Genomic DNA, 25,810 nt, shown 5'->3' with positions numbered 1-25,810 from the left:
GCCCTGGCTCCGACGGCCGCAGCATGGTTCCTAAAGTAGGATTTTGCTCGCTGAACCCGTCCCATGGTGCAACCAGATGTGCCCCCTTGTCATCACTGCGAATTGGGCGATCGGGCGGCTGGTGGGGCCGAAAGCTCTTGAACTACGCGGCCAGAACTGGTGAATGAAACGCCCTGCTGAAAACTGGTGCTGAGCATAATCGCTTCCACGATCGGGGCCGTAACCTGTTTTTGTTCCGCGACCCACTCCACCACAAAACTGGCGCTGGAACCGCCGCTGCGATCGGTTTGGGGAATGAAAAATTCTGTGCTTGCTAAGGGCGGCAGCTTCAAGGCACTGCTGGCATATTGCTTGATCAGCTTGCCTTGGGAGTCGTAATACCGCACTGATCGCACCACAATCGACTCCGTGAGGCTGGTGTTGCGAATACTGAGGGTGATACTCAGCAGGAATTCATCCTGCCGATCGCCGTAATACACATGGGAGTAGGCTGGCACCAAGATGACCTGACCGGTGCTGACGGCCAGGCGATCGGGCGCGATCGCAATGCCGCCGCCGGATTGGGTGATGCGCGTCAAGGGTTGCACCGGGGGCGAACCGGCCGGCACGGACGACGAAGACAGAGAAGGCGATGGGGGCGCTTGGCAACCCACCAACAGACCCGCCACCGCGCCCATCAGTCCGGTTTGCCGGATGCGGCTGGCGGCTTGCCCGAGCCATGGGTTCCCGATGATTTTCCCGATCGACAGCATGAGGGTATGGGGGTTGGAGAATAACCTAGAGAACAGCCCTTAAGGCATGGCCTGCAATTTCTCTAGCTCACGGCGGGCTGCGTCATAACAATCCAGTTGCCCCCGATCGAGACAGAGCTTGGCCGCCTGCCGAAAATCCGCCGCCGCCGGGGCCCGGTTCCCCAAGCCCACCTGCACCAATCCCCGCTGTTGATAGGCCATGGCATAGCGATCGTCCAGGGCGATTGCCTGGTTCAGATCGCTGAGTGTGCCTTGGGGTTCCCCCAGGGCCTGGCGAGTGAGGGCGCGGTAGTAGTAGCTTTCCGGATCTTTGCTGTCTAAACGAATGGCCACCGTCAAATCGGCCAGGGCTGAGGGCAGATTGCCGCTGGCAAAGTGAGTACGTCCCCGCACCTGATAGGCCCTGGCGTTGTTGGGATCGAGCCGGATGGCTTGGGAACTGTCGGTGATCGCCCCTTCGGAGTCGCCCGCCAGCATTTTGGCCAAGGCCCGACCACGATAAGCCGCCGACCAACTGGACTGCTGAGACAGCACTTTGTCAAAGTCCGCGATCGCCCCTTTCGCATCGCTCAGTTGCAACCGCACAAACCCCCGACCCAAGTGGGCCGCACTCAACTTGCCATTGTCTTGAATGGCTCGATCGTAGCTGGCCAGAGCACTTTGCAAATCGCCCAGGCGATCTTGCGTGGCCGCCAGATAGGTACGGGCGATCGCGTCACTGGCTTCGAGCTGCAAGGCTTGGTTTAAGTCGGCCAACGCCGCATTCCAGTTGCCGCTGTTGTAGTAGGCCACGCCGCGCAAAAAATAGGCGGAACTGCTGGCGGACCAAACCAGCGCTTGGGTTGCGTCGTGGATGGCCTTGCTGTAGTCCCAGGTGCGATCGGGAGCTGGGGTTTTTCCCTCCAACACCCGCGCAATCCCCACCAAATCCGAGGGGGACGCATTTTGGTTCATCACCAATCCCGTGGGCACTTGAGACCAGCGCGACAAAATCATCTGGGCAATGGCCAACTGGGGCAACCCCGACTGCCACAGGGTTGCCAGCCCCACCACCGTGCCCAACAACCCCAACCCCCAAGGCCACCAACGTCGCCACCATTCAGCCCAAGGAATGGAGTTGCCTAGTTCTTCCTCGGCGGCGGTGGTGATGGACTCGCCAACATTCCCGCCCATCAACGGCAGCAGATCCATCAACACTTCCTCGGCGCTGGCGTAGCGCTGTTGATAGGAAGGATGCACCATCTTATCGAGGACGGTTCCAAACGCCGTGCTGACGGAAATGCTGGCCCGCCAATTCAAACGGCCGCTCACCGGCTCCTGGGATCCGCGCAGGGCCTGCAATTCCTCCGAAGAAAAGCCCCCTAAGGCCTGAATTGCGATCGCCCCGACGGCATAGATATCGCTGTTGAATTGGGGATTGCCATAAAACTGCTCGATCGGCATGTAGGCCGGAGTACCCGCCGCGATCGTGCGGGCGGCGGCCGATTCCCCATCGGTTTGCAAAATTTCCTTCACGGAACCAAAGTCAATCAACACCAACCGGCCGTCAGCGCTGCGGCGGATTAAGTTGGCGGGTTTGATATCCCGGTGAATCACCCGGTTGCCATGGACAAAGGACAAAATTTCCAGAATTTCCGCCACCATGGAAATCACCCGTTGCTCCGGGAGCGGTTCCCCCACCACCAATTCCCGCGAGAGGGGGTGGCCCGGTGCAAATTCCTTGACGAGATAAAATTGCTCGTTTTCTTCAAAAAAAGCCAACAGGCGGGGAATTTGGGGATGGGTTCCTAACCGTTGCAACATTTCCGCCTCCCGCTGAAAGAGACGGTGGGCGTTTTTGGCGGCGGTGGGGTTGGGACGCAACAGGCGCAGTTGCTTCACCACACATTGGGGATAGCCCGGCCGGCGAAGATCCGCAGCCAGGTAGGTTTTGCCAAAGGCTCCGGAACCAAGTACTTGCAAGATGCGATAGCGCTTATCCAGCAGTTGGCCGATGGTAATAGGATCCTTGCCTAAGGATGATTTGGGAGGTCGATCGCCCGGAGGTGGAGGAGAAGGTGGGGTGTTGGGGGCCAAGTTCAGTTAGGGATGGGGCAAAAACAACGGGTTAAATGATCCAGAAACGAGGTCTGGGGCGTTAAAGGGTGAGACAGACCCCAGCAGGTGAATGGATGGCCGCGCCTAGTCGCGCGATAGGTCTAATTCGTTGGGCGCAGATTACGGAGTTAGTCGCAATCCCAGGGGGCTGAAGCCCTTTGCTGCCTAACGATCGGGTAACGGGAACAGTCATTTAACTTAATTAACTCAATCTATGGCTTGACCGATGGCTTGACCTATGACTTGGCCGATGAAAACAAGCCGGCCGCGTGACTAGGGGGGCGGCGGGCTGGCGGCGGGGCTGGGTTCGGGTGGTGGGGCTTCGGGTTCTTCCTCATCGGACAATTTGAGATCGGTGGGCAGTTTGCCCGCTTGGATCTGTTGGATTTGGTACTGGGCATCACGGTAACAACCCAAACGGCCTTCGTCGATGCACAGCTTGGCCGATTGTTGGAAGTCGGTGAGTGCGCCGGTTTGGTCGCCCTGCTTGAGCCGAGCCACGCCCCGATCGTAATAAACCAGGGCATGTTCTGGCCGCAGCTCGATCGCCTTGTTGAAGTCTTCGATCGTGCCTTCCACTTCGCCCAAATCCCAACGGGTTAGCCCCCGATTGTAGTAGGGGTCTGGGTCATCTGGTTGTAGTTGGATCGCAATGTTGAAGTCCTGAAGGGCGGCCTGGAGGTTGCCGGCCCGCCGATGGGCTAGGCCGCGGTTTTGGTAGGCCAGGGCATAGCTGGGGTTCAGTTGAATTGCTTTGGTGGCATCGTCGATCGCCCCCTGTTGGTCATCCAGGTTCGATCGCGATAGGCCCCGATTCAGATAGGCGGGGGCCAGGAGGCGGGCCGGCACTCCCTTGGCCGCAATCACACGGTTGTAGTCCTCGATCGCCCCTTTGTCGTCGCCAATGTCGCCCCGAACGTTGCCCCGGTTCAAATAAGCCTGCACCAAGTTGGGGTCGTAGGTCAGGGCCCGATCGTAGTCCTCGATCGCGGCGCGGGCATCGCTGAGACGGTAGCGGGCGTTGGCCCGTTGGAAATAGCTGGGGGCATGTTTGGGCCGCAGGCGAATGGCCCGATCTAAATCCGCGATCGCCTTTTGATATTCCCCAATTTCCTCATAGGCGGCTCCCCGTCGGTAGAGCGCTTCCGCATTGTTGGCATCCACCTGGAGGGCTTGGCTGTAGTTGGCGATCGCCTCTTCCAAGTTTTCGGCCTTCAGTTGGTCACTGCCGCGATCGACCCAATAGCGCGATCGCAGGGGCCCCGCCAACAACAAGGCCCCAAACCCCAAACCCACCACCGCGATCGCCACCCCCAACCACAACCGGCGATCGGGCCAACGGCGTTTGGCCGCTTCCTGGGCCTCGCTGTGGGCGGGGGAGTTTTGGCTGCTGCTGGCCAGCCGGGCCCGCAGGCCGCTCATGCCCGCGCCGCTGAGATTCACCCCGCTGCCCATGGACAGGCCATAGAGTTCCTGCAAATCCCGCAGGGCATCGGCGGCTGACTGATAGCGGCGATCGAAGTAGGGAGAAATCAGCCGCTCAATTAGGGAAATCAGTCCGGGGTTAATTTGCCCGTGGTTGGGCCAATCCAAATGGGGCGGGCGATCGCCATTGTTGTCTTTGGGTTTGGGCAGGGCATTGGGCGATAACCCGGTCAGGGCTTGGACGCAAATCATCCCCACCGCGTAGAGATCGCTGTTGTAGAGCGGGTTGCCCTGCAACTGTTCCGGCGACATGTAAACCACCGAATCCGGCGAAGGGGGCGGCGTGATCGCATCAGCCCGGGCTGAGGGATTGGCAATTTCTTGAATCAAGCCAAATTCGATCGGGACAATTCGCCCATCGATCGTGCGGCGAATCAGGGTTTCGGGCCGCAAATTACGGTGAATGACCCCGTTTTTGTGGACAAAATCCAGCACTTCCAGCGTATCTTGCAGGAAACGCACCACATACTCTTCCGGTTGGGGCTGATTGGCCTTCAGCTCCTCGGCGATGGTTTGCCCCTGGATCAGTTCCTCAATGAAAAAAAGTTGTCCCTCCTGCTCAAAGCAGGCCAAAAGCTGCGGGATTCGATCGTGAGTGCCCAGCTTTTCGAGGGTTTCTGCTTTTTTCTTAAACAGCAACTGCACCACTTGCAGCGCTTTGGAATTTTTACTGGGGAATTGGAATTGCCGCACGATGCAGTGGGGCAAGCCCGGTCGGCGCAAGTCCGCAGCCAGGTAAGTTTGCCCGAACGCTCCGGACGACAGGATTTCTACGATCCGATAGCGTCGGTCGAGAAGTTGACCGACTGAGAGCGTCACCATAGGGCCAGGCTGCGTTTACTGTGTCAGCGTTCAAAGCAGTGGGTTTGTAGGGAGCGAGCGGCATCCGGGGGCAAAATTGGGCGATCGCGCGGGATGGTCGCACGCTTCAAGTTTAAACCACCCACCCGAGGGCTACGACGGCTAACACCATAACTCTTTGGGGATCCTTCGGAGGAATGGGTATGTTTTTTAACGATCCATGGGGGGATTCGCTGCAAAGGGGCGTTTGAATCAGCCATTTTTAGACCATTCTTTTTTAGACCATGCTTAGGGCATTCATTTAAGTTTGCTAGATCGATCGTTTCCAATCCCCTTTCAACCGGCTTTCGATTCTGGCAATTGCGGGGATCAGCCCAGGAGGAGATTGGATCCCGATCGGGATTCGGGGTTGATTAACAGGTAGCATTTTGGCTCTATCCACAAAGCAGGTGTAAACCATGTCCCGAACCGGCAAAGGGCGATCGCACTATTGGCAACTGTGGCCCTTCGTGCGCGCGGAGGCCAAGACGATCGCCCTGGCGTTGGCCTGCACGGTGGGGTTCACGGCTTTTTGGCCGGTGTTGGCCTGGTTGCCGGGGCAGTTGGCCGAGCCGATCGGCACGGGTCAACCAGACAAGATCTTGCAATTGGCGGGCTTAGCAGCCCTGATTTTTCTGGTGCGCGGCGCGTTTCAGTATGGCCAAGATACCTTGATGGCCAAGGCGGCTTTGCGGGTGGCCATGACCCTACGGGTGCGGCTGTATGGACATTTACAAACCCTGAGCCTGGACTATTTTGAGCGATCGCAAACGGGTGACCTGGCCTATCGACTCACGGGCGATGTCGATCGGGTGGGAGATGCGGTGGGCAAGGTGTTTCACCAGTTTGTGCCCTGTGTGCTGCAACTGGTGGTGGTGTTGGGATACATGATCTATCTCAACTGGCAGTTAACCTTGGCTACCTTTGCGATCGCGCCCTTGATTGCGGTTTTGATCGCTTGGTTTGGGGATCGCCTGTTGAGCTTTGCTCGCCGCAGCCAGGATCGAATTGCGGGATTGGCGGCCACGATCGCGGAAATTTTGGCGGGGATTCGGTTGGTGCAAGCCTTTGGGGCCGAACGCACGGAACTCGATCGCTTCCGGCAAGAGGCCGAAGCGGCCCGACACGCCAAACTGCAAGCGGCCCAAGCGAAGGCGGCTCAGTTTGTGATTGTGGGCTTTTTGGAAGCCATGAGCGTGTTGGTGTTGTTTTGGTTGGGAAGCTGGCAAATTGGCCAAGGCAACTTAACCGGCGCGGGGTTCATTAGCTACGTGACCGCTGTGGCCCTGTTGATTGACCCCATTTCAATCACCACCAGCAATTACAACGAATTCAAGGAAAGTGAGGCCTCGGTTGATCGGCTGTTTGAGCTGCTGGCCGTGCCACCGACGGTGCGCGATCGCCCCGGGGCGCAACCCCTGCCCGCCATCACCGGCCGGGTGGAATTCCACGCGATCGAGTTTGCCTACCCGAGCGCGGCGGAACCGGTGCTGCAAGGGTTGGATCTGACCGTGCGGCCCGGTGAGGCGATCGCCCTGGTGGGGGCTTCCGGCGCGGGCAAAAGCACGATCGTCAATCTGTTGCTGCGGTTTTATGATCCCCAAGGGGGCCAGGTTTGCATTGATGGCATCGATTTACGAGAGGTGACCCTCAACAGCCTGCGCCAACAGATTGCGATCGTGCCCCAAGAAACGATCCTCTTTTCCGGTTCGATCGCCCAAAACATCGCCCTGGGAAACCCCAAAGCCAGCCGCAGTGCCATCGAACAAGCCGCCCAAATTGCCAACGCCCACGACTTCATTAGCCAACTCTCCGAGGGCTACAACACCTGGGTGGGCGAACGGGGAGCCAACCTGTCCGGCGGCCAGCGCCAGCGCATTGCGATCGCCCGGGCCGTGTTGCGAGATCCCAAAGTTCTGATTTTGGACGAGGCCACCAGTGCCCTCGATTCGGAATCCGAAAGCCTGGTGCAAGAAGCGCTCGATCGACTGCGGCGCGATCGCACCACCCTGACCATTGCGCACCGCCTGGCCACCGTGCGGGGAGCCGATCGGATTTTGGTGGTTGAAAAAGGGCAAATTGTCGAATCGGGCAGCCATGATCAGCTACTGGCCCAAAACGGTCGTTATGCCGCCTACTATGCTCGCCAGTTTCGTGAATAAAGAGTTGCAGTTTTTTGGAAAGGGTTCTTGTGAAGAGTTTGGTTTGAAAAATCTTTCCTGAACGATGCTTCCTGAATACTGAATTTGGCCACTTTCCCAACCCAATCCCGATCGGGAACGTCTTCATGGCTGCTTTACAAGTTGCTTGGTCGCAAATTACACAAGCTCCCCTTTTCAGGTTGGGAACCACCCCGATCACGATCGGGTGGATGATTCAAGTGGCGTTGCTGCTGATGCTGGTGAGTCTATTCACCAAAGGCCTGCGCCAACTGCTGAAAAACATCATCCTAAAACGCTTGGGCATGAGCGAAGGAACCCGTGGAGCGGTCGCTATTTTGTTTAGCTGGAGCATGGGCGCTCTGGGTTATGTGCTGGTGCTCCAAGCCATGGGATTACAATTAGAATCCTTTGCTTTGGTGGTCAGTGGCCTAGGCGTTGGCATTGGTTTGGGATTGAAGGAATTAACCAAAAACTGGGCCAGTGGTTTGACCCTGTTGGGTGAGCGAAAACTCAAAGTCGGGGACTTGATTGAATTTAATAATAAGCTGGGCTACATCCAAGATATTTCGATTCGTTCAACTGTGATTCGCACGTTTCGTGGGTCGGAATTAATTGTACCCAACAGCGAATTAACAAATCGAATGGTTGAAAATTGGAGTTATCAAGATTGCCAAAGTCGGATTGAAATTCCCTTAAAAGTAGTTCCGACTAGCGATCTTTCAGTCGTGACAGAAATTTTGCTGGCGGCGGCTTTTACTCACTCACATATTTTGCGATCGCCCCCACCCAAGGTGATGTTTCAAGGCTTTCAAGAAAGCAGCATCAGTTTAGAGCTGTGGGCCTGGGTCGATCGCGTTGATCAACGTGCTGGCATTCGCAGTGCTCTCCACTTTGCGATCGCCCATGGTTTGCGGCAACATCAGATTCAGCTTGCACCAACCCTTCCTCATTGGGTTGCGGCCGAGTCGGAACCCTCAGCGGCCGAGGCCGGGGCGATCGCTCCGGCAACTATTCCCAACGAACCCCTCAAAGACCTGCTGCGGTCGATCGACTACTTCCAAAGTTTCACCCCCCTGGAAATTGAATTTTTGATCCAATTAGGCTACCGGCGGCAATTAACAACGGCCGAAATTCTTTATCAGCAAGGGGATGGGGCTCATGAATTTTGCATTGTTTTAAAAGGGGCGATCGAAGCCATTTTTGAAAATCAACGCATTAGCCGCCGGTTGTTTTCCTTCACAGAGGGTGAATTTTTTGGTGAACTGCCGCTGATGTTGAATGTGCCTTACCCCACCACCATGCGAGCGGCGGAACCGACCGAACTTTTTTTGATTCACCGTGATGGGTTTCAACTACTTCTGAATAACCATCCCCATTTGTTGGAGGTGATTTCGCAGGCCATGGGCGATCGTCAAGATGTGTTGGAAAGCTATCGCCACCATTTAGAAACAGCGGGTCTCTTGGAAGATTCGGAACCGAAAAGCCTAATGGCTAGATTTCAGAACCAACTTCGCCAATGGGTTAGTCATTGGTCTGCTTAATTACTTCCTGAAATTTGATCCAGAATATTTTTAAATTTTTGGCCGAAATCTTTCACTAAATTTCTGTCTTGATTTCAACGGAAGCATCTTAAATTGTTTTTCACGCTCATGTGATCAGTGAGTAATGTCTCTTGGGCTAAATTATGGTCAAAGAGTTCGTAGGGGCCATTGCTCAAATCCAAATACTTAAACGCAATTTAATCTGCCAGTAGAGTCCCAAGTCCTAATGAATTTGCTAGATTGAAAGTCACGACTATCAACCTTGCCATTCATTGGGAATCGTTCTGTGAGTTCATCTCCTCAGCTTCTAAGTCCTTTCACGTTTGGTGATTTAACCCTCAAAAATCGCGTGGTTTTGGCTCCCCTAACCCGCGCCCGTGCAGGGGTGGAGCGCCTGCCCAATGCCTTGATGGCGGAATATTATGCCCAGCGATCAAGTGCTGGCCTTTTGATTAGCGAAGCCGCCGTCGTTTCTGAGCAGGGCATTGGTTGGCAAAACTCTCCCGGCATTTACAACGACGCTCAAACGGAAGCCTGGAAACAGGTCACCCAAGCAGTACACGATCGGGACAGCAAAATTTTCTTGCAACTGTGGCACTGTGGCCGCGCTTCCCACAGCAGTTTCCGCGCCGATGAGTCGCTGCCGGTTTCGGCCTCCGCGATCGCCATCAGCAACGACCACATCCACACCCCCACGGGCAAACACCCCTACGAAACCCCGCGCGCTCTGGAAACCGACGAGGTGGCGGCAGTGGTGGAAGACTATCGCCGGGCCGCCGAACGAGCCAAGGCGGCGGGTTTTGATGGGGTGGAAATTCACGCGGCCAATGGCTATTTGATTGATCAATTCCTGCAATCCAAAACCAATCAACGCACCGATCGCTACGGTGGCAGCCTGGAAAATCGCTATCGGTTTCTGAGCGAAATTGTGGCAGCCGTAATCACAGTTTTCCCGTCCGATCGGGTGGGGGTTCGGCTTGCGCCCAATGGGATTTATAACGATATGGGTTCGCCGGATTATCGGGAAACCTTTACCTACGCGGCGCAACAGCTCAATGCACTGAATTTGGGCTATTTGCACGTTATGGATGGCCTAGCAATTGGGTTCCATAACTTGGGTGAACCGATGACCCTGAGCGAGTTTCGATCGGTGTTTTCAGGCCCCTTGATGGGCAATTGTGGCTATACCCAAGAAACGGCAGAAGCGGCGATCGCGTCGGGGAATGCAGACTTGATTGCTTTTGGGCGACCTTTCATCAGCAACCCGGACTTAGTTGAGCGGTTTGCCCATGATTGGCCCCTGGCTCCGGAAGCTCCGTTGGAGGTTTGGTACGCTTTTGACGAAAAGGGCTACGCGGATTTTCCCGCCTATCAAGCATCGTAGGCCGCTTCGACTTGCATAGCGCTGAAATGGGCTAAGAATCCCTTGAAAAAGCTGAGGAAATCAAGGAATTCCGCTAAAAAACAAGGGGCTTAAGCCCCTTGTCTGTTTGATGCTCGATATCCTCTTAATGCTGGATATCCTCCCCGCCTTTACTTGACTTAAACCAAATATTCCTGGAGGGATTTCACGGTTAGGGGTTGAGATTGGAGCGATCGAATGGCGGCGGCTGTGGCCTTGGCCCCGGCGATCGTGGTGATGATGGGCACTTTGTAGACCAGGGCCGTGCGCCGAATGGCTCGATCGTCGAACTGGGCTTGCTCCCCGGCGGGCGTGTTAATCACCAACTGCACCTGACCGTTGACGATCGCATCGCGAATATTGGGCCGGCCCTCATGGATTTTCAGGGTCAGTTGCACCGCCTTGAGGCCATGCTCATGGAGCACTTTGCGCGTGCCTTCGGTGGCCAGCACTTCAAAACCCAAGTCCAGCAGTTCCTTCACCACCGGCACGATCGCCGCCTTGTCGCGACTGTTGACCGACACAAACACCGTGCCGGCTAGGGGCAACCGTTGACCCGCCCCCAGGGCTGCCTTGGCGAAGGCCGTGCCAAAGTCTGGATCCACGCCCATCACTTCCCCGGTCGATCGCATTTCCGGCCCCAAAATCGTATCGGTGCCCGGGAATTTTTCAAAGGGCAACACCGCTTCCTTGAGGGCAAAGCGATCGGGAATCACTTCCTGTTCAAAGTCCAGCTCGGCCAAGGTTTTGCCAGACATTACCCGCACGGCCATTTTGGCCAAGGGCACCCCGATCGCCTTGGAAACAAAGGGAACCGTCCGCGAGGCCCGGGGATTCGCTTCCAGGATATACACCTGAGGTTGGCCATTGTCGCCCGTGACCACCGCGAACTGAATATTCATCAGCCCCACCACCTTCAGGGACTTGGCTAGGTCGATCGTCCAGCCACGGATGGTGTCCAGGGCGCTGGCCGGCAGCGAGAAACTGGGAATGGCGCAGGCGGAGTCACCGGAGTGAATCCCGGCCTGTTCGATGTGTTCCATGATCCCGCCGATCGTCACGTTGCCACCGTGGTCGGCGATCGCATCCACATCCACCTCGATCGCGTTTTCCAGATACTTATCAATCAAGATTGGGTGATCCGGTTCCACCTGCACCGCCACGGTCATGTAGCGTTCCAGATCCGCATCGGAATAGACAATCTCCATGGCTCGACCGCCCAACACATAGCTAGGCCGCACCACCACCGGATAGCCAATCCGCCGGGCAATATCCAGGGCTTCACCATAGCTGCGAGCAATGCCGTTGGGGGGCTGCATGATGTTCAGTTCCCGCAACACATGCTCGAACCGTTCCCGGTCTTCGGCCATGTCGATCGAGTCGGGTGAAGTTCCCCAAATTTCCGTTGGCAGGTCGGGGTTGCTTTGCAAAGCCGTCAACAAAGGAACCGACAGTTTTAGGGGGGTTTGGCCGCCAAACTGCACAATCACGCCCTTGGGCCGTTCCGCTTCGATGATGTTCAGCACATCTTCCTTGGTCAGCGGTTCAAAGTAGAGCCGATCGCTGGTGTCGTAGTCCGTGGAAACCGTTTCCGGGTTGGAGTTAACCATGATCGTTTCGTAGCCATCCGCTTGCAGCGCAAAGGAAGCATGGCAACAGCAATAGTCAAACTCAATCCCCTGGCCAATTCGGTTGGGGCCGCCACCCAGGATCATCACCTTTTGTCGATCGCTCGGCAGGGTTTCCGTTTCCGCCGCCACGGTTTCCGCTTCGTCACCGGTCAACACCAGGCTGCTGGTTTCATAGGCGGAGTAGTAGTAGGGCGTATAGGCTTCAAATTCAGCGGCGCAGGTGTCCACGGTTTTGTAAACCGGCACAATGCCCAAGCCTTTGCGATAGGCCCGCACTTCGTCTTCGCTGGTTTTGGTGGCGTAGGCAATTTGTCGATCGCTGAAGCCCTGTTGCTTGGCTGCCAGCAGAATTGCAGCGCTCATGTCCTTCAAGGGCGTGCGCTTCAGCAGCTTTTCGGTTTCCAGAATTTCTTGCAGCTTATCCAGGAACCAAGGATCAACGCCGGTCAGTTCGTAAATGTCCTCCACGCTCATGCCTAGCTGCATGGCATAGCGCAGGGTAAAGACGCGCTCCGGGCTGGGGGTGCGCAGGCTCGATCGAACCTGTTCCAGGCTAGGAATTTTTTCATCCCGATCGCAGCCCCAACCGGCCCGACCCGTTTCGAGCGATCGCAGGGCCTTTTGGAAGGATTCCTGGAACGTCCGCCCGATCGCCATTGCCTCACCCACGGATTTCATTTGGGTGGTCAGCACGGCGGGCGTGCCGGGGAATTTCTCGAAGGCAAACCGGGGAATTTTGGTGACGACGTAATCGATCGTCGGCTCAAAGGAGGCTGGGGTTTTTTGGGTGATGTCGTTGGAAATTTCATCGAGGGTGTAGCCCACGGCCAGCTTGGCGGCAAACTTGGCGATCGGGAAGCCCGTGGCCTTGGAAGCCAAAGCCGAGCTGCGCGACACCCGGGGGTTCATTTCAATCACAATCACATCACCGGTTTCCGGGTTCACCGAAAACTGAATATTGGAGCCGCCGGTTTCCACCCCAATTTCGCGGATGATCTTGATCGAGGCATCCCGCAGCCGCTGATATTCCTTGTCGGTGAGGGTTTGGGCCGGAGCCACGGTGATCGAATCGCCCGTATGCACCCCCATCGGGTCGAAGTTCTCGATCGAGCAGATAATCACCACGTTATCGGCCAGATCGCGCATCACCTCCAGCTCGTATTCCTTCCAACCCAACAAGGATTGCTCAATCAGAATTTGTGAAACGGGGCTGGCATCCAAACCCGACTGGGCAATTTCTTCAAATTCCTCTTGGTTGTAGGCAATGCCGCCGCCGGAGCCGCCCATGGTGAAGGCCGGGCGAATAATCAGCGGGTAGGAGCCAATTTGGCGTGCCACATCACGGGCTTCTTCCAGGGAGTTGGCCAACCCCGAGGGGCAAACGCCCACGCCAATTCGCTCCATGGCTTCCTTAAAGAGCTTGCGGTCTTCGGCCATCTCGATCGCCGCCAGCTTGGCCCCAATCAGCTCCACACCATAGCGAGCCAGCACGCCGCTCTTGGCCAAGGCCACGGCAATGTTCAGGGCCGTTTGGCCGCCCATGGTGGGCAGCAAGGCATCAGGCCGCTCTTTAATGATGATTTTCTCAACCACTTCCGGGGTGAGCGGCTCAATGTAGGTGCGATCGGCCATTTCTGGGTCGGTCATGATCGTGGCTGGGTTGGAGTTCACCAGCACGACCTCGTACCCTTCGGCCCGGAGCGCTTTACAAGCCTGAGTACCGGAGTAGTCAAATTCGCAGGCCTGACCAATCACGATCGGGCCGGAACCAAGGAGCAGAATCTTGCGAATGTCGTCGCGGCGGGGCATAAGGGCAATCCCAGGGGACTAGCGATTTCGATCGACCACGGGCCGCCCGGCCCGAGATCCTGCCTATTGTACGAGGTGCGATCGTCCCGTCAATGTTTAGGGCGCACTGTTCTCCGGCCCGGTTTCGCTTTGGGTTCCTACCCCAGGCCCGCGATCGGCGGCCAAAGGGGCGAAAAAGTTTTTTAGAAAATCTTCTGGAAGACCGCCCAGAAAATTTTTTTAGAAAATTTCAGAAAAACGTTTGACAAATTCGGGTTTATCCGCAAATATGTATATCGCTGAAGGCGCGGGACGCGAAACAAAAGCGCTCCGAAAGCCAGAAAGCAATTTGGGTCTGTAGTTCAATTGGTTAGAGCACCGCCCTGTCACGGCGGAAGTTGCGGGTTCGAGCCCCGTCAGACCCGTTCAAAAGATAAAGTTCAAGAGTGAGGAGTGAAGAGCGTCAACTCTGAACCCGAACTGAACCTACGTTGTTACTGATGTTGATTCTATTGCTTCAGTCTCAACCAGGCAGGTCGATCCTGTGTGATCGATCCTTAGGGCCTGTCGTCATTTCCATCGCCGTAGGGGTTGGGTCTCCCAACCCTAACCTGGGCGATCGCCACAACCCTGTCCACCCCTGGGAGCACCCAAGGATCACGAGAACTGGGCGGGGAAACCCCGCCCCTACGACTGATTGGTTTAAAGAACGAGGTCATCAGGGTTTCAGGAAATTTGACGACAGCCCTAAGCCCCTTGTTACGACGATTGGGACATGGAAAATCAGGCGAGTTCGAGATTAATTCCCGGGGTCTTCAAACTTATAGCCGGCCCCAATCACCGTTTTCAGAAATTGGGGATTTCCGGGATCCGGTTCAATTTTCTTGCGCAGGCGAGCCACGTGAGTGTCCACTACTCGCTCATCGCCAAAAAAGTCATCGCCCCAAAGTTTGTCGATCAGTTGGCTGCGGCTCCAGACCCGGCCCGGATAGCTGAGGAAGGTGGCCAACAGATTGAACTCCAAGGTGGTGAGGTCAAGATCTTCGGAATCGTGATCGGGCAGGTGGCGACGGGCCACGCGCCGATCGCTGTCGAGGCTGAAGTGGTGGGTGGCGTAGGTGGGGGTCAAGTCCCGATCGCCCCCGGTTCCGGCCTGGCGCAAACTGCGACGCAACAGCGCCCGCACCCGAGCCACCATCTCGCGGGGGCTAAAAGGCTTAACTAAATAGTCATCCGCACCGGTTGACAGGCCCACAACGCGATCGAACTCTTCGCCCCGCGCCGTCAACATCAAAATATAAGGATCCTTGTCGCCGGGTTTTTGGCGGATGCGGGCACAGACTTCGAGGCCATCAATGCCCGGAATCATCCAATCCAAAATGACTAAATCGGGCTGCGATCGATAAAACTGCTCGATCGCCGCTTGCCCATCGTGACAAACCCCACAGGTGAACCCTTCGCGATCGAGCGTGCCGCGCAACAACTCCGCAATCTCCGTGTCATCTTCCACAATCAGAATTTGCATGATTTGCAGGGCCTCATCCGTGTCGCGATCACACCAAACACATCGAACAACAGGTCGAAAAACAGGTCGAAATCACACCGAAGCTTTGAGCATTTTGAGCCGATCTTCAGCCCATCCTGTCCCAGGATCACACCCCCATCCCGGCCATGGGCCGATCGCACTTTCCCTTTCTGGGTGCTGATGGGTGATCGGGTTAGCTCCAGGGTGAAGCGGGTCTTTCGTCCTCAGCATAGCGCTCGGAAACCGGGGCGATCGTGCCGCAGATCCTTTGCAGCAGCCATTCTCAGCTCGATCGGCTCAAATAAAGAACTGTAACAGTTCTGGCCGGGGGGGTATGGCTCAACACAAAGCCAGTGCTAGGATTTCCCGTAAATTCGCAAGACTTTTTAGAGACTAGCGAGACAAAAAGCGATGTCCGAAAATCCTACACCTGAAACCAGCGGCCTCACGGGCCAAACGCCGAAATTTGGCGGTAGCACGGGTGGCTTGCTCTCGAAGGCTAACGTCGAAGAGAAATACGCCATTACCTGGACCAGTACCAAAGAACAAGTTTTTGAAATGCCCACCGGTGGCGCTGCCGTCATGAATGCAGGCGAAAACCTGCTGTTCTTGGCCCGCAAGGAGCAGTGCATCGCCCTTGGTAAGCAACTGCGCACCAAGTTCAAGCCCAAAATCGAAGACTATAAGGTCTATCGTATTTATCCCAACGGCGAACAGGAGTTCATCCACCCCGCCGATGGCACCTTCCCCGAAAAGGTGAATGCTGGTCGCGACTTCAACGGCAAGAAGGATCGCCGCATTGGCGAAAACCCTCAGCCCGCAACGGTCAAGTTCAGCGGCAAGCAAACCTACGAAGTGTAGGTTTTTGGGGTTGCCCATGGTGGGTGCTTGGATGGGCGAGGGGTTGAGCTTGAATTGCAAGGCGGTTTTTGACTCCTGCACTTAAACCGCTAATTTGCTCAGAATTCTGCTTGACCGCTCCGCTTGATCCCTGTGTTTGTCCATGGGCTGGGGAATTTTCCCCGATTCCAAGACTGCCAAATCGACTCAATAAACGGGCCGCTTCCTTGCTTTGGGGCGGCTCGTTTTTGTTTTGGGCTTGTCTGTGTTGTGCTTGTCTGTTTTGGGCTGGCTGATTACCGGTGCTGTGCCATTGCATTCCTACGCTGGGACATCGACACCATGGGGCGATCGCCCGATCGGAGAAGTTTTGGTGCAAGGAATCCAGACGGTTGCTAGTATTTTGAGACTTGCTCATCTGCTGCTGACCCATGTTGCCCGACTTTAGCCAATTTTCGGAACTCGCCCGCCAAGGAAACTTCGTCCCGGTTTATCGCGAGTGGGTTGCGGATTTGGACACGCCGGTTTCGGCCTGGTTGCGCACTTGCCAGGGCCAACGCTACAGCTTCTTGCTGGAGTCGGTGGAAGGGGGCGAAAACATTGGCCGCTATAGCCTTTTGGGTTATGACCCCCTGTGGGTGCTGGAAGCGCGTGGAGATTTGGCGGTGCAAACGTTCCGGGATGGGACGGTGGTGGAGCACCGGGGCAATCCGTTTGAAATTTTGAGCAGTTGTTTGGAGTCGGTGCGGCCGGTGAAGCTGCCACAGTTGCCCCCGGGAATTGGCGGGCTGTTTGGCTTTTGGGGCTATGAGCTGATCCAGTGGATTGAGCCGCGTGTGCCGGCCTATGGGCCCACCGAGGCGGATTTGCCCGATGGGCTGTGGATGCAGGTCGATCGCCTGATGATTTTTGATCAGGTGAAGCGCAAGGTGTTTGTGATTGCCTATGCGGATTTGCGGGATCCGACGGTGGAGCTGCGCCAGGCCTATGAGGCGGCCTGTGGGCGGGTGGATGAATTGATCGATCGCCTCCAAGGCAGTATTGATCGCCAAGAATCACTGCTGCGCTGGACTCCGGCCACCCAGAGCGATCGCCCGCCCTTGAACCCTCGCAGCAACACCACTCGCGAAGCCTTTCATGCCAACGTGCTCAAGGCCAAGGAGCACATCAAGGCCGGCGATATTTTTCAGGTGGTGATTTCCCAACGGTTGAGCACGGATTTTGAAGGGGATCCTTTCGATATCTATCGATCGCTCCGGTTGGTGAACCCTTCGCCCTACATGGCCTATTTCCAATTCGGTGATTGGCAATTAATTGGTTCCAGCCCGGAAATCATGGTCAAGACCGATCGCCAAGTTGATGGAACCATTCAAGCCACCGTTCGCCCGATCGCCGGTACACGCCCCCGAGGAGCCAACCACGCCGAAGATGAAGCCCTGGCGGCGGATCTGTTGGCGGATCCCAAAGAAGTGGCCGAACACGTGATGTTGGTGGACTTGGGCCGCAATGATTTGGGGCGCGTTTGCAACAGCGGCACGGTCACGGTCAATCAACTCATGACGATCGAGCGCTACAGCCACGTGATGCACATCGTGAGCAACGCGATCGGGCAAGTGGCGGGCGATCGCACGGCTTGGGATGTGTTGGCTGCCACCTTCCCCGCCGGAACCGTCAGCGGTGCGCCCAAAATTCGGGCCATGGAGATCATTCACGCCCTAGAAGGCTGTCGGCGCGGCCCCTATTCCGGAGCCTATGGCTACTACGACTTTGAGGGGCAACTCAACACCGCCATCACCCTGCGCACGGCCTTGGTGCGCAACCGCGCTGATGGCACTCACGAAGTGTCGGTGCAAGCGGGCGCGGGCCTGGTGGCGGACTCGGATCCCGAAAAGGAATACCAGGAAACCTTAAATAAGGCGCGCGGCGTGCTGGAGGCCTTGCGTTGCTTGCAAGGTTAATTCAGCAAGGGTTGACCCTAGCAGCTTAGAAGAACCGCCATTCAAAGCGCCTGAGCGCCTTGATGCAAGCTGGAATTAGGGCGCTGGCTGCACTGCCAAATGTTTCAGCAGCAAGCTCACCCGAGGGCCATAGCCTTCCAGGTATTCCATGGGCAAATGCACGAGCACCACAAAGGGGCGACCCGCCATTTCCCCTAGATAAAGCTCTCCGGCGATCGGCTCGCCCTTGTCGGTGCGCATGAAGGCGATCGCCCGCTTCACCCAACCAAACCGCTTGAATTTGGGGTCGTCGCTCGATCGAACAATGCTGGCCCGATTCGTGGCCAACCAGCCATTGGGGCCCGTATAGCTTTGCCACAACTGTTCCGGCGTGGTGGGCGTTTCCGGAACAATCACACTGACATAGGCCGCTTCGTTGCGGACTGCTCCCCCCTGGGCCACAAACCGGGCGATCGCGCGGCCCCCTTGGCGATTCAGGATCGGGGCAAAATCTTCCCGAGCCAAATAGGTCACCACTGGAAATTGATCGGGCGCAAACCGCTCCAGCTCGATCGACTCCGGCTCCCCTTCAACCATGATCGTCTCGGTGATGCGGGCGGGCGGTGTGGGCGTAGCTTGGGCAACCGGCGCGATCGATTGGGGAGCGATCGGCGCAACCGGCGGGCGATCGGCTCCGGTCACGGGCCCTCCCATTGAACAAGCACCCAACAAAAGCAAGGTCAAGACTGCACGCATCACGATTTTGTCTCCCAGCAATTCAGCATTCGCGAAGTTCAACAGCAATTCAGCAGAAGTCCAGCAGACGTTCAGGCATTTAGTTGCTCCCTTGCTGAACCGCTCATCCCTTCAGTAATTTGGCAATTCGGTAGCTTAAAAACAGCAAATCAGGACAACTATCGGTATAAATCAGTAGAGGTCAGGGGCCAGTAGGGCTAAGCGATCGGCGGAGCTGAGAGTTGAACCTGCTCGGTTTTGCCTCCCCCAGTCCACCACCCCATTGCTATTTCCGCCACTAATCATCAACAGACGGGATAGAAATTGATCAGAATTCAAAGCAGCAGTTAAGTAAAGATTTGCAATCAGGAATTACAACCCGATTTGCAATTCAGCCCTCTCGAATCACATGATTCCCCGTCTGCCATTCACCAACCTTGTGAGGCGAGCTCCTGGATAAGTTGCTATCGCCTAACAATCCACAACTATTCCTGACAGAGGGCATCGAATCAGGCTACGGTAAACACGGCGCTATTTGCGCCCAGCGTCTACATTTTTTACCTGCATCTTCCCGATTTTTTTCCTTTAAGGTGTGCATCATGCAAATAGCATCTGAGCCAAAGCCGTCACTCAGGGAGTCATGTCAACACTTCAGTTCTATCAAGCCCTGAGTGGGCGACTTCGCAATTGGTCGTGGGAATGGTTACTCATTGCCTTGCCTGCCCTGGCGGCCCTCATCAGTGGAGCCATCACCTGGCGGTGGCAACTTCTGATTTTTTCGGAGACCGCCCCAGAGCTGAGCCAGATGGTTCCCCCCGTCAGCACTGTGGCAATGGTGGCTTTGTTGAGTACCTCAGCAGCCAGTGTGATTGGGTTTTGGATGGCCCGCCAAACCTGCGCCCAGGCGATCGCCCATTCTTGTTCTCCTCAGGATTCTGATTCCCATTCCCGTTTGCGCTTGGTCAATCGTTTCGATCGCCATTCTTCCCATCGCCATTCTCATTATTCTTTCGATATCAATCAACATCCCCATTCCAATTTCAAGATTAGTTCTGAATTTGAAGCTGACGGTTCTGCATTTGTTAATGATCATCAGGGAGAAGATAGCCCCAGTAACCGTCATCAAGGGTTGAATGAACCGGTTAACGAACTTGTTCATGGGCAAGTGAATGATCAAAATGATCAAGAAGCTGATGATCAAGAAACTGATGATCAAGAAGTTGAGGAAATGAATGACGAGGCCAATCCTGAAGCAACGGATTTGGCAGAGATTGACATTACAGATTTGGCAGAAATTCCGGAAGATTCGGCCGATTGGGATGGTTTAGATGGGCGATTTGTGCCCACCCAATTTCTGCAATTGTTGCAGCGGTCAACCTTGGCGGAAGTGAGCCTGGGAGACTATACGGAACGAACCATGGCGGTCATGTTTGCCGATATTCGGGGTTTTACGACCCTTTCGGAAACCATGTCCCCTCAAGAAAATTTGCGTTTTTTGAATGCCTATTTGGGTCGAATGGAGCGAGCGATCGCCCAACATAATGGGTTCATTGACAAGTACATTGGCGATGCCATTATGGCCCTGTTTGAAGGGGATGCTGACCTGGCGGTTGATGCGGCCATTTCGATGCTCAAGGCGTTGAGTGAATATAACCAGGAGCGCTTGCAGGCAGGGCGATCGGCCATTCGCATTGGCATTGGCTTGGATACGGGGCCGCTGATTTTGGGCACGATCGGGGGCGTTCACCGCATGGAAACCACCGCGATCGGGGATGCGGTGAATTTGGCTTCTCGCCTAGAGGAATTAACGAAGCAATATAGTGTTTCGATTTTGGTTTCCCATCGTCTGTTGGCAGCGCTGCATAACCCCTCCAAGTACAGCATTCGGTTTATTGATCGGCTGTATGTGCGCGGCAGAACTCAACCTGTGGCGGTTTATGAAGTCCTGAATGCCGATCCGATTGAATTGCAAACCCTCAAGCGTGCATCCAGTAGTTTATTTGAGGAAGGAGTCCTGCGATTCCATCGTCGGCAATATCGGGAAGCCGCTTCTTTGTTTGAGGAATGCCTCAGCATGAATCCGACCGATCGCGCAACTCATATCTATTTGCAGCGATCGGTTTTGGCGGGTTTTCCACCTTCTGAACATACCTGGCAATTAATTAAGGGCAAGGTGATTCATAAGCGCAAACGCTACCGAGGGCGGCGACGGGCCCGATCACGCTGATGATCACGCTGATGTCTTGAGCCAAAGCCTGCGGGCCCTCACCGGAACCGGCACTTGACCCACCATTGACTCCCGATCGGCTTCAGAGTTGACATCCCCGCCAAGCTGTAGCGTAATTGATGGGAACTTGCCCCGATCGCTGTTGCAGCCTTCATCCATTCCCCGCCATCCATTGCCGCTGGTGCTGCGATGAATGAGAGATCGCCGGAGTTTCCTGAAGACTAGGATTTCCCGAAACTAGGGTTTCCTGAACAGGATCTCGGATGCCGTTCCAGATGTGGAGTTGCAAAATGGCGCGGTTCAATGGTGCGGTTGTGATTGGTGAGGCAGTTGCTTGTCCTTGAGGATTGGAGGTCTGGAGTTTGAAGGGGCTAATTTCAGGAGCGATCGCGAGGGATGCCCGAAGACGGCCGATCGGCGTGTTTGACAGTGGCGTGGGCGGCCTAACGGTTTTGCGGGAGTTATATCGCCAACTGCCCAACGAGTCGCTGCTGTATTTGGCGGATACGGCCCGCTTGCCCTACGGGATGCGATCGCCCGCCGAAATTGTCCAATTTTCACGCGAAATCCTCTCCTGGATGGAACGCCAGGGCGTGAAGATGGTTGTGATGGCCTGCAATACCTCTTCAGCGTTGGCGCTGGATGTGGTGCGAGCAGAGTTTGATTTGCCGATTGTGGGCTTGATTTTGCCGGCGGCTCGGGTGGCGGTCGATCGCGGATCCCGGGTGGGGGTGATCGCCACGCCAATCACGGCCGCCAGCGATGCCTATCGCCGGGCCATGGTGGAGATTGATCCCACGGTGCAGGTTTGGCAAGTGGGCTGTCCGGAATTTGTGCCGATTGTGGAGCAAGGACGGTTGCACGAACCCGACACCCGAGCGATCGCGCAACAGTACCTGGAACCGTTGTTGGAACAGTCGATCGACACGTTGGTTTATGGTTGCACCCACTATCCACACCTGGCAGGGGTGATTGAACCGCTGCTGCCGCCGGGAGTGGTCACGATCGACCCGGCCGTCCATGTGGTGGCCGCCGCAACCCAAGAGCTGGAGTTGCTCAACCTGAAGCATTTGGATCAACCGCAACCCACTCGCTTTTGTGTCACGGGCGAGGCCGATCGCTTTGCCAGTTTGGCAACTCGCTGGTTGGGCTGTGCGCCGTTGGTGGAGCAGGTGCAACTGCTGGAGGCGGAAACCCTAGGCGATTACTTGCCGATCGAGTCGCCGTTGTCAGCTTAGGCCGGGCGATCGGGAAATTGCCCTCAGGGATCACTGCCATGCGATGATCAGCAATAGGCACGCTCCCAAAAATCTTGAGAACACACTTGAGAACACAGTGATCGCCTCATCCATCTCTGCCCATTGATCCCAGGCTGGAATAGTCGCCGGGTTCGATGGGCTGTCCGCCGTTGCCCGATCGATCTCCCATGACCATTTACTTCTACAAAGTTGGTGAACCCTATGGGTGTTTTTCCAACTTCTCGCCCCATTGGATTGTTGTTGATGGCGTTGACTGGCCAACGGTGGAACATTTCTATCAGGCACAGAAGTTTGTGGGCACGGAATCGGCGGCCGTGATCGATCGAATTCGATCGGCGCTGACTGCATCGGAAGCGGCCGCCTTGGGGCGCAACCCGGCCCATCAGTTGCGATCGGACTGGGATCGGGTGAAGCGATCGATCATGGCCCAAGGGGTGTGGGTCAAGTTTTCCAGCCATCCTGAATTGGCGCAAGTGCTGCTCAGCACGGGCAGCGAAGAACTCATTGAAGATTCACCCACAGATTATTACTGGGGATGTGGAGCCGATCGCACCGGAAAAAACGAACTCGGCAAGGTGCTGATGGAAACGCGCGATCAACTGCGGGAGAACCTGGCCTTGAGCCGCAGTTTTCTCTAGATAAACAAACAGAATAAACAAACAGGCAAGGGGTTTAAACCCCTTGCCCCCGAAAGCTTGGCTCGCGCTCAAAGCCCTAAGCTCGAACGCCCAAACTGAAAACCTTACGCACTCGGAATCCGCGTCAGCAACACCGGACAGTTGGCATAAACCCGCACATAGTCCGACAGAGACGATCCCAACAGGCGATCGAGATCCGGCAGTCCCTTCGCCACCGACGGCCGGCGATCGGGCGACCCCAACAGCAACAGATCCGCATTGTTATCATCCGCCAGGCGACAGATGGTTTCCCCAGCCCGGCCCCCGGCCGAAATGGCCTTGTAGCCAACCCCAAACTTTTTCGCCTCCGCGATCGCCCCAGCCAACACCTCATCACTCTCGCCGCTGATCACCTCATCCGGCTTCCGTTTGGCATCCACGTGGGTCAAAATCAATTGGCTGCCCTTGATATCCCGCGTCAAAAACAGTCCCAATTGCAGCGCTTGCTGAGATGCATCGGACTTATCGATCGCCACCATCACGCGGTTAATCCGCTTGACGTAGATATCATCCTTCACCAACAACATCGGCCGCCCCGACAGTTGGAAAACATACTGACTCACCGAGTTTTCCAGAATCGATTGCAGCCGCTTCAGACCCCGCGATCCCATCACGATCAAGTCCGCGTCTACACTGTCCGCCACCCGCAGCACCAAATCTTTGGGTTCACCCTGCTGCAACATGGGCGACACCTGTTCCGGCGGCAGACCCAAAAACTCGATCGCCTTGGCCAGCATTTTGCCGCCTGCTTCCAGCTTTTCGGCCATTTGGTCAGACCCAATCCGACCAGGAACCACGTGCAAAATGGTGACATGGGCATCTTTGATCGCGGGGATCTCCATCAGAAATTTCAGCATTTCTTCTGACTGTCCCGTGCCCGAGTCAGCGAACAAGATTTTTTTAATCATGGCTTCTGAAGGAGTCGCGTTGCTAGACCGATCAAGAACTACTCAAGAACAATGTTGAAATTTGATCCAGAGAAAATCAATAAAACGCTAACGCCAACCTAAGACTAACCAACTGGATATCAAGTAAATATCCTGAAATGGGTATTGCTGAGAGTTGGTGTTATTTAAGGATGTCTCTTTGCTGTGTGAATCAACCGGGTCAGGGGTGACACAAACCCAGTAGGCACACCACTTGCTGACCATCGACGAGTTGATTCAACAGGCTTCAACAGTTCATTTAAAGCCTACCACCGAATTCCTGAGTTGCCGCCAGAACCCCTTGTAATAGTTACATTTTTCAAGAATTGCTGGAAAAATTAAAACCTTAAAGAATTACAACGGGATCGGGTCTGGAGGTGTTAAATGGGGATGGTGGGCCCGAAGGCTGTCTGCTTCATTTGCTAACAAGAGGATTGTGTTCTGAATGACCTCGGGCCCCATGATGATCGCCTAATGATCGCCGGTTTCATCCTGGTTTAATCAATGCGATCGCCGGTTCGATCGCCCCATGCGATCGCTGGCTCGACCAAAGGGGATTGGCCCGGCCTGAACCTTGGCCGATTAAATCCTTCTGCAATTTTTGCAATGTGCTTTGCAATGTGCGCTATGAATGCCTCTGTAACTGCCTCCTCAGCTCCGATGGCTCAAGATTCAACGGATTTTCAGGGTTTTGCTTACCCGGCGCGGGTTCAGCCCCACCACACGGACTATGCCGGGGTGGTGTGGCATGGCACTTATCTTTCTTGGATGGAGTCGGCGCGGGTGGAATATTTACGATCGCGCGGGTTGGCCTATGAGCAACTGGTGGAGATGGGCTGTGAGTTGCCCGTGGTTGACCTGGGGATCCAATATCACCGCCCAGCACGGATGGGCGAAGAGGTGGTGGTGAAGGTGGCCCTGGAGCCGATCGAGGGAGTACGCTTGATGTTTGACTACCAAGTGGAATCGGCGGCGACGGGGGAATGTTATGCCACGGCCTGTGTCACCCTGGTACCGGTCGATCGAGCAACGGGGCGAGTGATGCGCCGCTGGCCACCGGAATTGGTGTCTGTGTTGCAGTCGATCGCCGGGCCCGTGCAGTAGGCCAAGGGCGATTCACGATCATTCACGCGCGACTCGATTCAGTCATTCATCACTCAGTTCGTGACCGGTGGCTCATGCATGGCCCATCAAGGTTGATCAACAGTAATTAATTTACTAACATTCGCTAACGTATGCCAATATTTAGCTATGGCATACATTCCTCTCAGAAAAGCGGTCGAATTTCTGGGATTGCATCCAAATACGCTAAGGAAGTACGCAGATGAAGGGAAGATCGAAACCATCCGAAACGAAGCGGGCCAGCGGCTTTATAACGTCGAGTCATATGGACGCAACGCAACTCGATCTACTGTCGTTTGCTACTGCTGCGTCAGTTCAGCCAAGCAACGAGACGATCTCGCTAGACAAGTCCAGTTCATGCGCGATCGCTACCCCGAAGCCGAAATCATCCAAGACATCGGATCAGGTCTCAACTTCCAGCGAAAAGGATTGCAATCCCTACTGGTCAGACTCATGCGTGGCGATCAGCTCCAAGTTGTGGTTGCCTGTCGAGACCGACTCTGCCGATTCGGATTCGAGCTGTTCGAGTTCATGGTTCAACAAAACGGTGGCGAACTCATGGTTCTCGACCAATCTGTTCACTGCTCAGAATCCGAACTCACAGCGGATCTGCTCGCCATCCTTCACCTCTTCTCTCGTCGAATGCCCGGACTCAGAAGCTACCGGAAGGCGATCCAGGAAGATCCGAATCTTTCTAAACCCTGATCAAAAAGCACTCCTGAAGCAATGGTTTGGCGTTTCAAGATACGTCTACAACACCACAATCAAACATCTTCAGGAGCCGGGAACCAAAGCCAATTGGATGGCAGTTGCGCCCATCATCCTGGGTGCGCTTCCTGAATGGGCCAAGCCAGTCCCCTATCA

Annotated in this window: 18 protein-coding genes and 1 tRNA gene; 12 read left to right on the top strand and 7 right to left on the bottom strand. The window is 55.6% G+C overall.

The window, feature by feature from the left end; translation table 11 throughout:
* Positions 1-92 precede the first annotated feature (92 nt).
* The 3 genes from H6G53_RS14465 to H6G53_RS14455 form a co-directional block, all read right to left on the bottom strand.
* On the bottom strand, positions 93-752 hold the full coding sequence (locus tag H6G53_RS14465) for a DUF3124 domain-containing protein (RefSeq protein ID WP_199309263.1): 660 nt from the start codon (positions 750-752) through the stop codon (positions 93-95).
* A 39-nt stretch (positions 753-791) separates the two neighbouring features.
* Positions 792-2,828, bottom strand: a complete 2,037-nt coding sequence (locus H6G53_RS14460) for a serine/threonine-protein kinase (protein WP_190534103.1) — start codon at positions 2,826-2,828, stop codon at positions 792-794.
* 294 nt (positions 2,829-3,122) lie between these two features.
* Complete coding sequence (locus H6G53_RS14455) at positions 3,123-5,156, bottom strand: serine/threonine-protein kinase (protein ID WP_190534100.1); 2,034 nt, start codon at positions 5,154-5,156, stop codon at positions 3,123-3,125.
* 437 nt (positions 5,157-5,593) lie between these two features.
* Here H6G53_RS14455 and H6G53_RS14450 point away from each other — a divergent pair, with 437 nt between their 5' ends.
* The 3 genes from H6G53_RS14450 (at position 5,594) to H6G53_RS14440 (ending at position 10,261) form a co-directional block, all read left to right on the top strand.
* Positions 5,594-7,336 carry an ABC transporter ATP-binding protein gene (locus H6G53_RS14450; RefSeq protein WP_190534097.1) on the top strand — a complete coding sequence of 581 codons (1,743 nt, stop codon included), beginning with the start codon at positions 5,594-5,596 and terminating at the stop codon, positions 7,334-7,336.
* Positions 7,337-7,461: 125 nt separating this feature from the next.
* The gene (locus tag H6G53_RS14445; RefSeq protein WP_190534094.1) at positions 7,462-8,877 is read left to right on the top strand and encodes a mechanosensitive ion channel domain-containing protein; all 1,416 of its coding nucleotides are present in this window, start codon (positions 7,462-7,464) and stop codon (positions 8,875-8,877) included.
* Positions 8,878-9,163: 286 nt separating this feature from the next.
* Positions 9,164-10,261, top strand: coding sequence for an alkene reductase (locus tag H6G53_RS14440; protein WP_190527322.1), 1,098 nt, complete (start codon positions 9,164-9,166; stop codon positions 10,259-10,261).
* Between the two features lie 158 nt (positions 10,262-10,419).
* On the opposite strand, the gene carB is transcribed toward H6G53_RS14440, so the two are convergent.
* On the bottom strand, positions 10,420-13,719 hold the full coding sequence (gene carB, locus H6G53_RS14435; RefSeq protein WP_190534090.1) for a carbamoyl-phosphate synthase large subunit: 3,300 nt from the start codon (positions 13,717-13,719) through the stop codon (positions 10,420-10,422).
* 330 nt (positions 13,720-14,049) lie between these two features.
* Between carB and H6G53_RS14430 the strand changes: the two genes are divergently transcribed.
* Positions 14,050-14,123, top strand: a tRNA-Asp gene (locus tag H6G53_RS14430).
* Between the two features lie 374 nt (positions 14,124-14,497).
* Here the strand turns inward: H6G53_RS14430 and H6G53_RS14425 are convergent.
* A complete protein-coding gene (locus H6G53_RS14425; RefSeq protein ID WP_099535626.1) occupies positions 14,498-15,223 on the bottom strand; it encodes a response regulator transcription factor in 726 nt (241 codons plus the stop codon).
* Positions 15,224-15,634: 411 nt separating this feature from the next.
* Between H6G53_RS14425 and H6G53_RS14420 the strand changes: the two genes are divergently transcribed.
* On the top strand, positions 15,635-16,084 hold the full coding sequence (locus H6G53_RS14420) for a photosystem I reaction center subunit II PsaD (RefSeq protein ID WP_099535524.1): 450 nt from the start codon (positions 15,635-15,637) through the stop codon (positions 16,082-16,084).
* A 410-nt stretch (positions 16,085-16,494) separates the two neighbouring features.
* On the top strand, positions 16,495-18,021 hold the full coding sequence (gene trpE, locus H6G53_RS14415; protein ID WP_190534087.1) for an anthranilate synthase component I: 1,527 nt from the start codon (positions 16,495-16,497) through the stop codon (positions 18,019-18,021).
* Between the two features lie 75 nt (positions 18,022-18,096).
* Here trpE and H6G53_RS14410 read toward each other — a convergent pair whose 3' ends face one another.
* Positions 18,097-18,759, bottom strand: coding sequence for a hypothetical protein (locus tag H6G53_RS14410; RefSeq protein ID WP_190534084.1), 663 nt, complete (start codon positions 18,757-18,759; stop codon positions 18,097-18,099).
* Positions 18,760-19,375: 616 nt separating this feature from the next.
* Here H6G53_RS14410 and H6G53_RS14405 point away from each other — a divergent pair.
* The 3 genes from H6G53_RS14405 to H6G53_RS14395 all read left to right on the top strand — a co-directional run bounded on the left by H6G53_RS14405 (position 19,376) and on the right by H6G53_RS14395 (position 22,859).
* Positions 19,376-20,962: an adenylate/guanylate cyclase domain-containing protein gene (locus H6G53_RS14405; RefSeq protein WP_190534081.1), complete on the top strand. Its 1,587-nt coding sequence runs from the start codon at positions 19,376-19,378 to the stop codon at positions 20,960-20,962.
* Positions 20,963-21,348: 386 nt separating this feature from the next.
* Entirely contained in the window at positions 21,349-22,200 is an 852-nt protein-coding gene (murI, locus tag H6G53_RS14400; RefSeq protein ID WP_099535624.1) for a glutamate racemase, read from the top strand.
* Between the two features lie 188 nt (positions 22,201-22,388).
* Complete coding sequence (locus H6G53_RS14395) at positions 22,389-22,859, top strand: NADAR family protein (RefSeq protein ID WP_099535622.1); 471 nt, start codon at positions 22,389-22,391, stop codon at positions 22,857-22,859.
* Between the two features lie 104 nt (positions 22,860-22,963).
* On the opposite strand, the gene H6G53_RS14390 is transcribed toward H6G53_RS14395, so the two are convergent.
* On the bottom strand, positions 22,964-23,806 hold the full coding sequence (locus tag H6G53_RS14390) for a universal stress protein (protein ID WP_190355360.1): 843 nt from the start codon (positions 23,804-23,806) through the stop codon (positions 22,964-22,966).
* A 678-nt stretch (positions 23,807-24,484) separates the two neighbouring features.
* Between H6G53_RS14390 and H6G53_RS14385 the strand changes: the two genes are divergently transcribed.
* From H6G53_RS14385 to H6G53_RS19320, 3 genes are all read left to right on the top strand, one after another.
* Complete coding sequence (locus H6G53_RS14385; RefSeq protein ID WP_099535620.1) at positions 24,485-24,928, top strand: thioesterase family protein; 444 nt, start codon at positions 24,485-24,487, stop codon at positions 24,926-24,928.
* A gap of 147 nt (positions 24,929-25,075) precedes the next feature.
* The gene (locus tag H6G53_RS19325) at positions 25,076-25,651 is read left to right on the top strand and encodes an IS607 family transposase (RefSeq protein WP_190534078.1); all 576 of its coding nucleotides are present in this window, start codon (positions 25,076-25,078) and stop codon (positions 25,649-25,651) included.
* Positions 25,554-25,810: helix-turn-helix domain-containing protein (locus H6G53_RS19320; protein WP_347343147.1), on the top strand; the 257-nt coding region annotated here is incomplete at its 3' end. The genes H6G53_RS19325 and H6G53_RS19320, both read left to right, overlap by 98 nt.

The organism is Limnothrix sp. FACHB-406 (genome assembly GCF_014698235.1).
Classification (GTDB): Bacteria; Cyanobacteriota; Cyanobacteriia; order CACIAM-69d; family CACIAM-69d; genus CACIAM-69d.
This window is presented reverse-complemented; position numbering and strand designations above follow the sequence as displayed.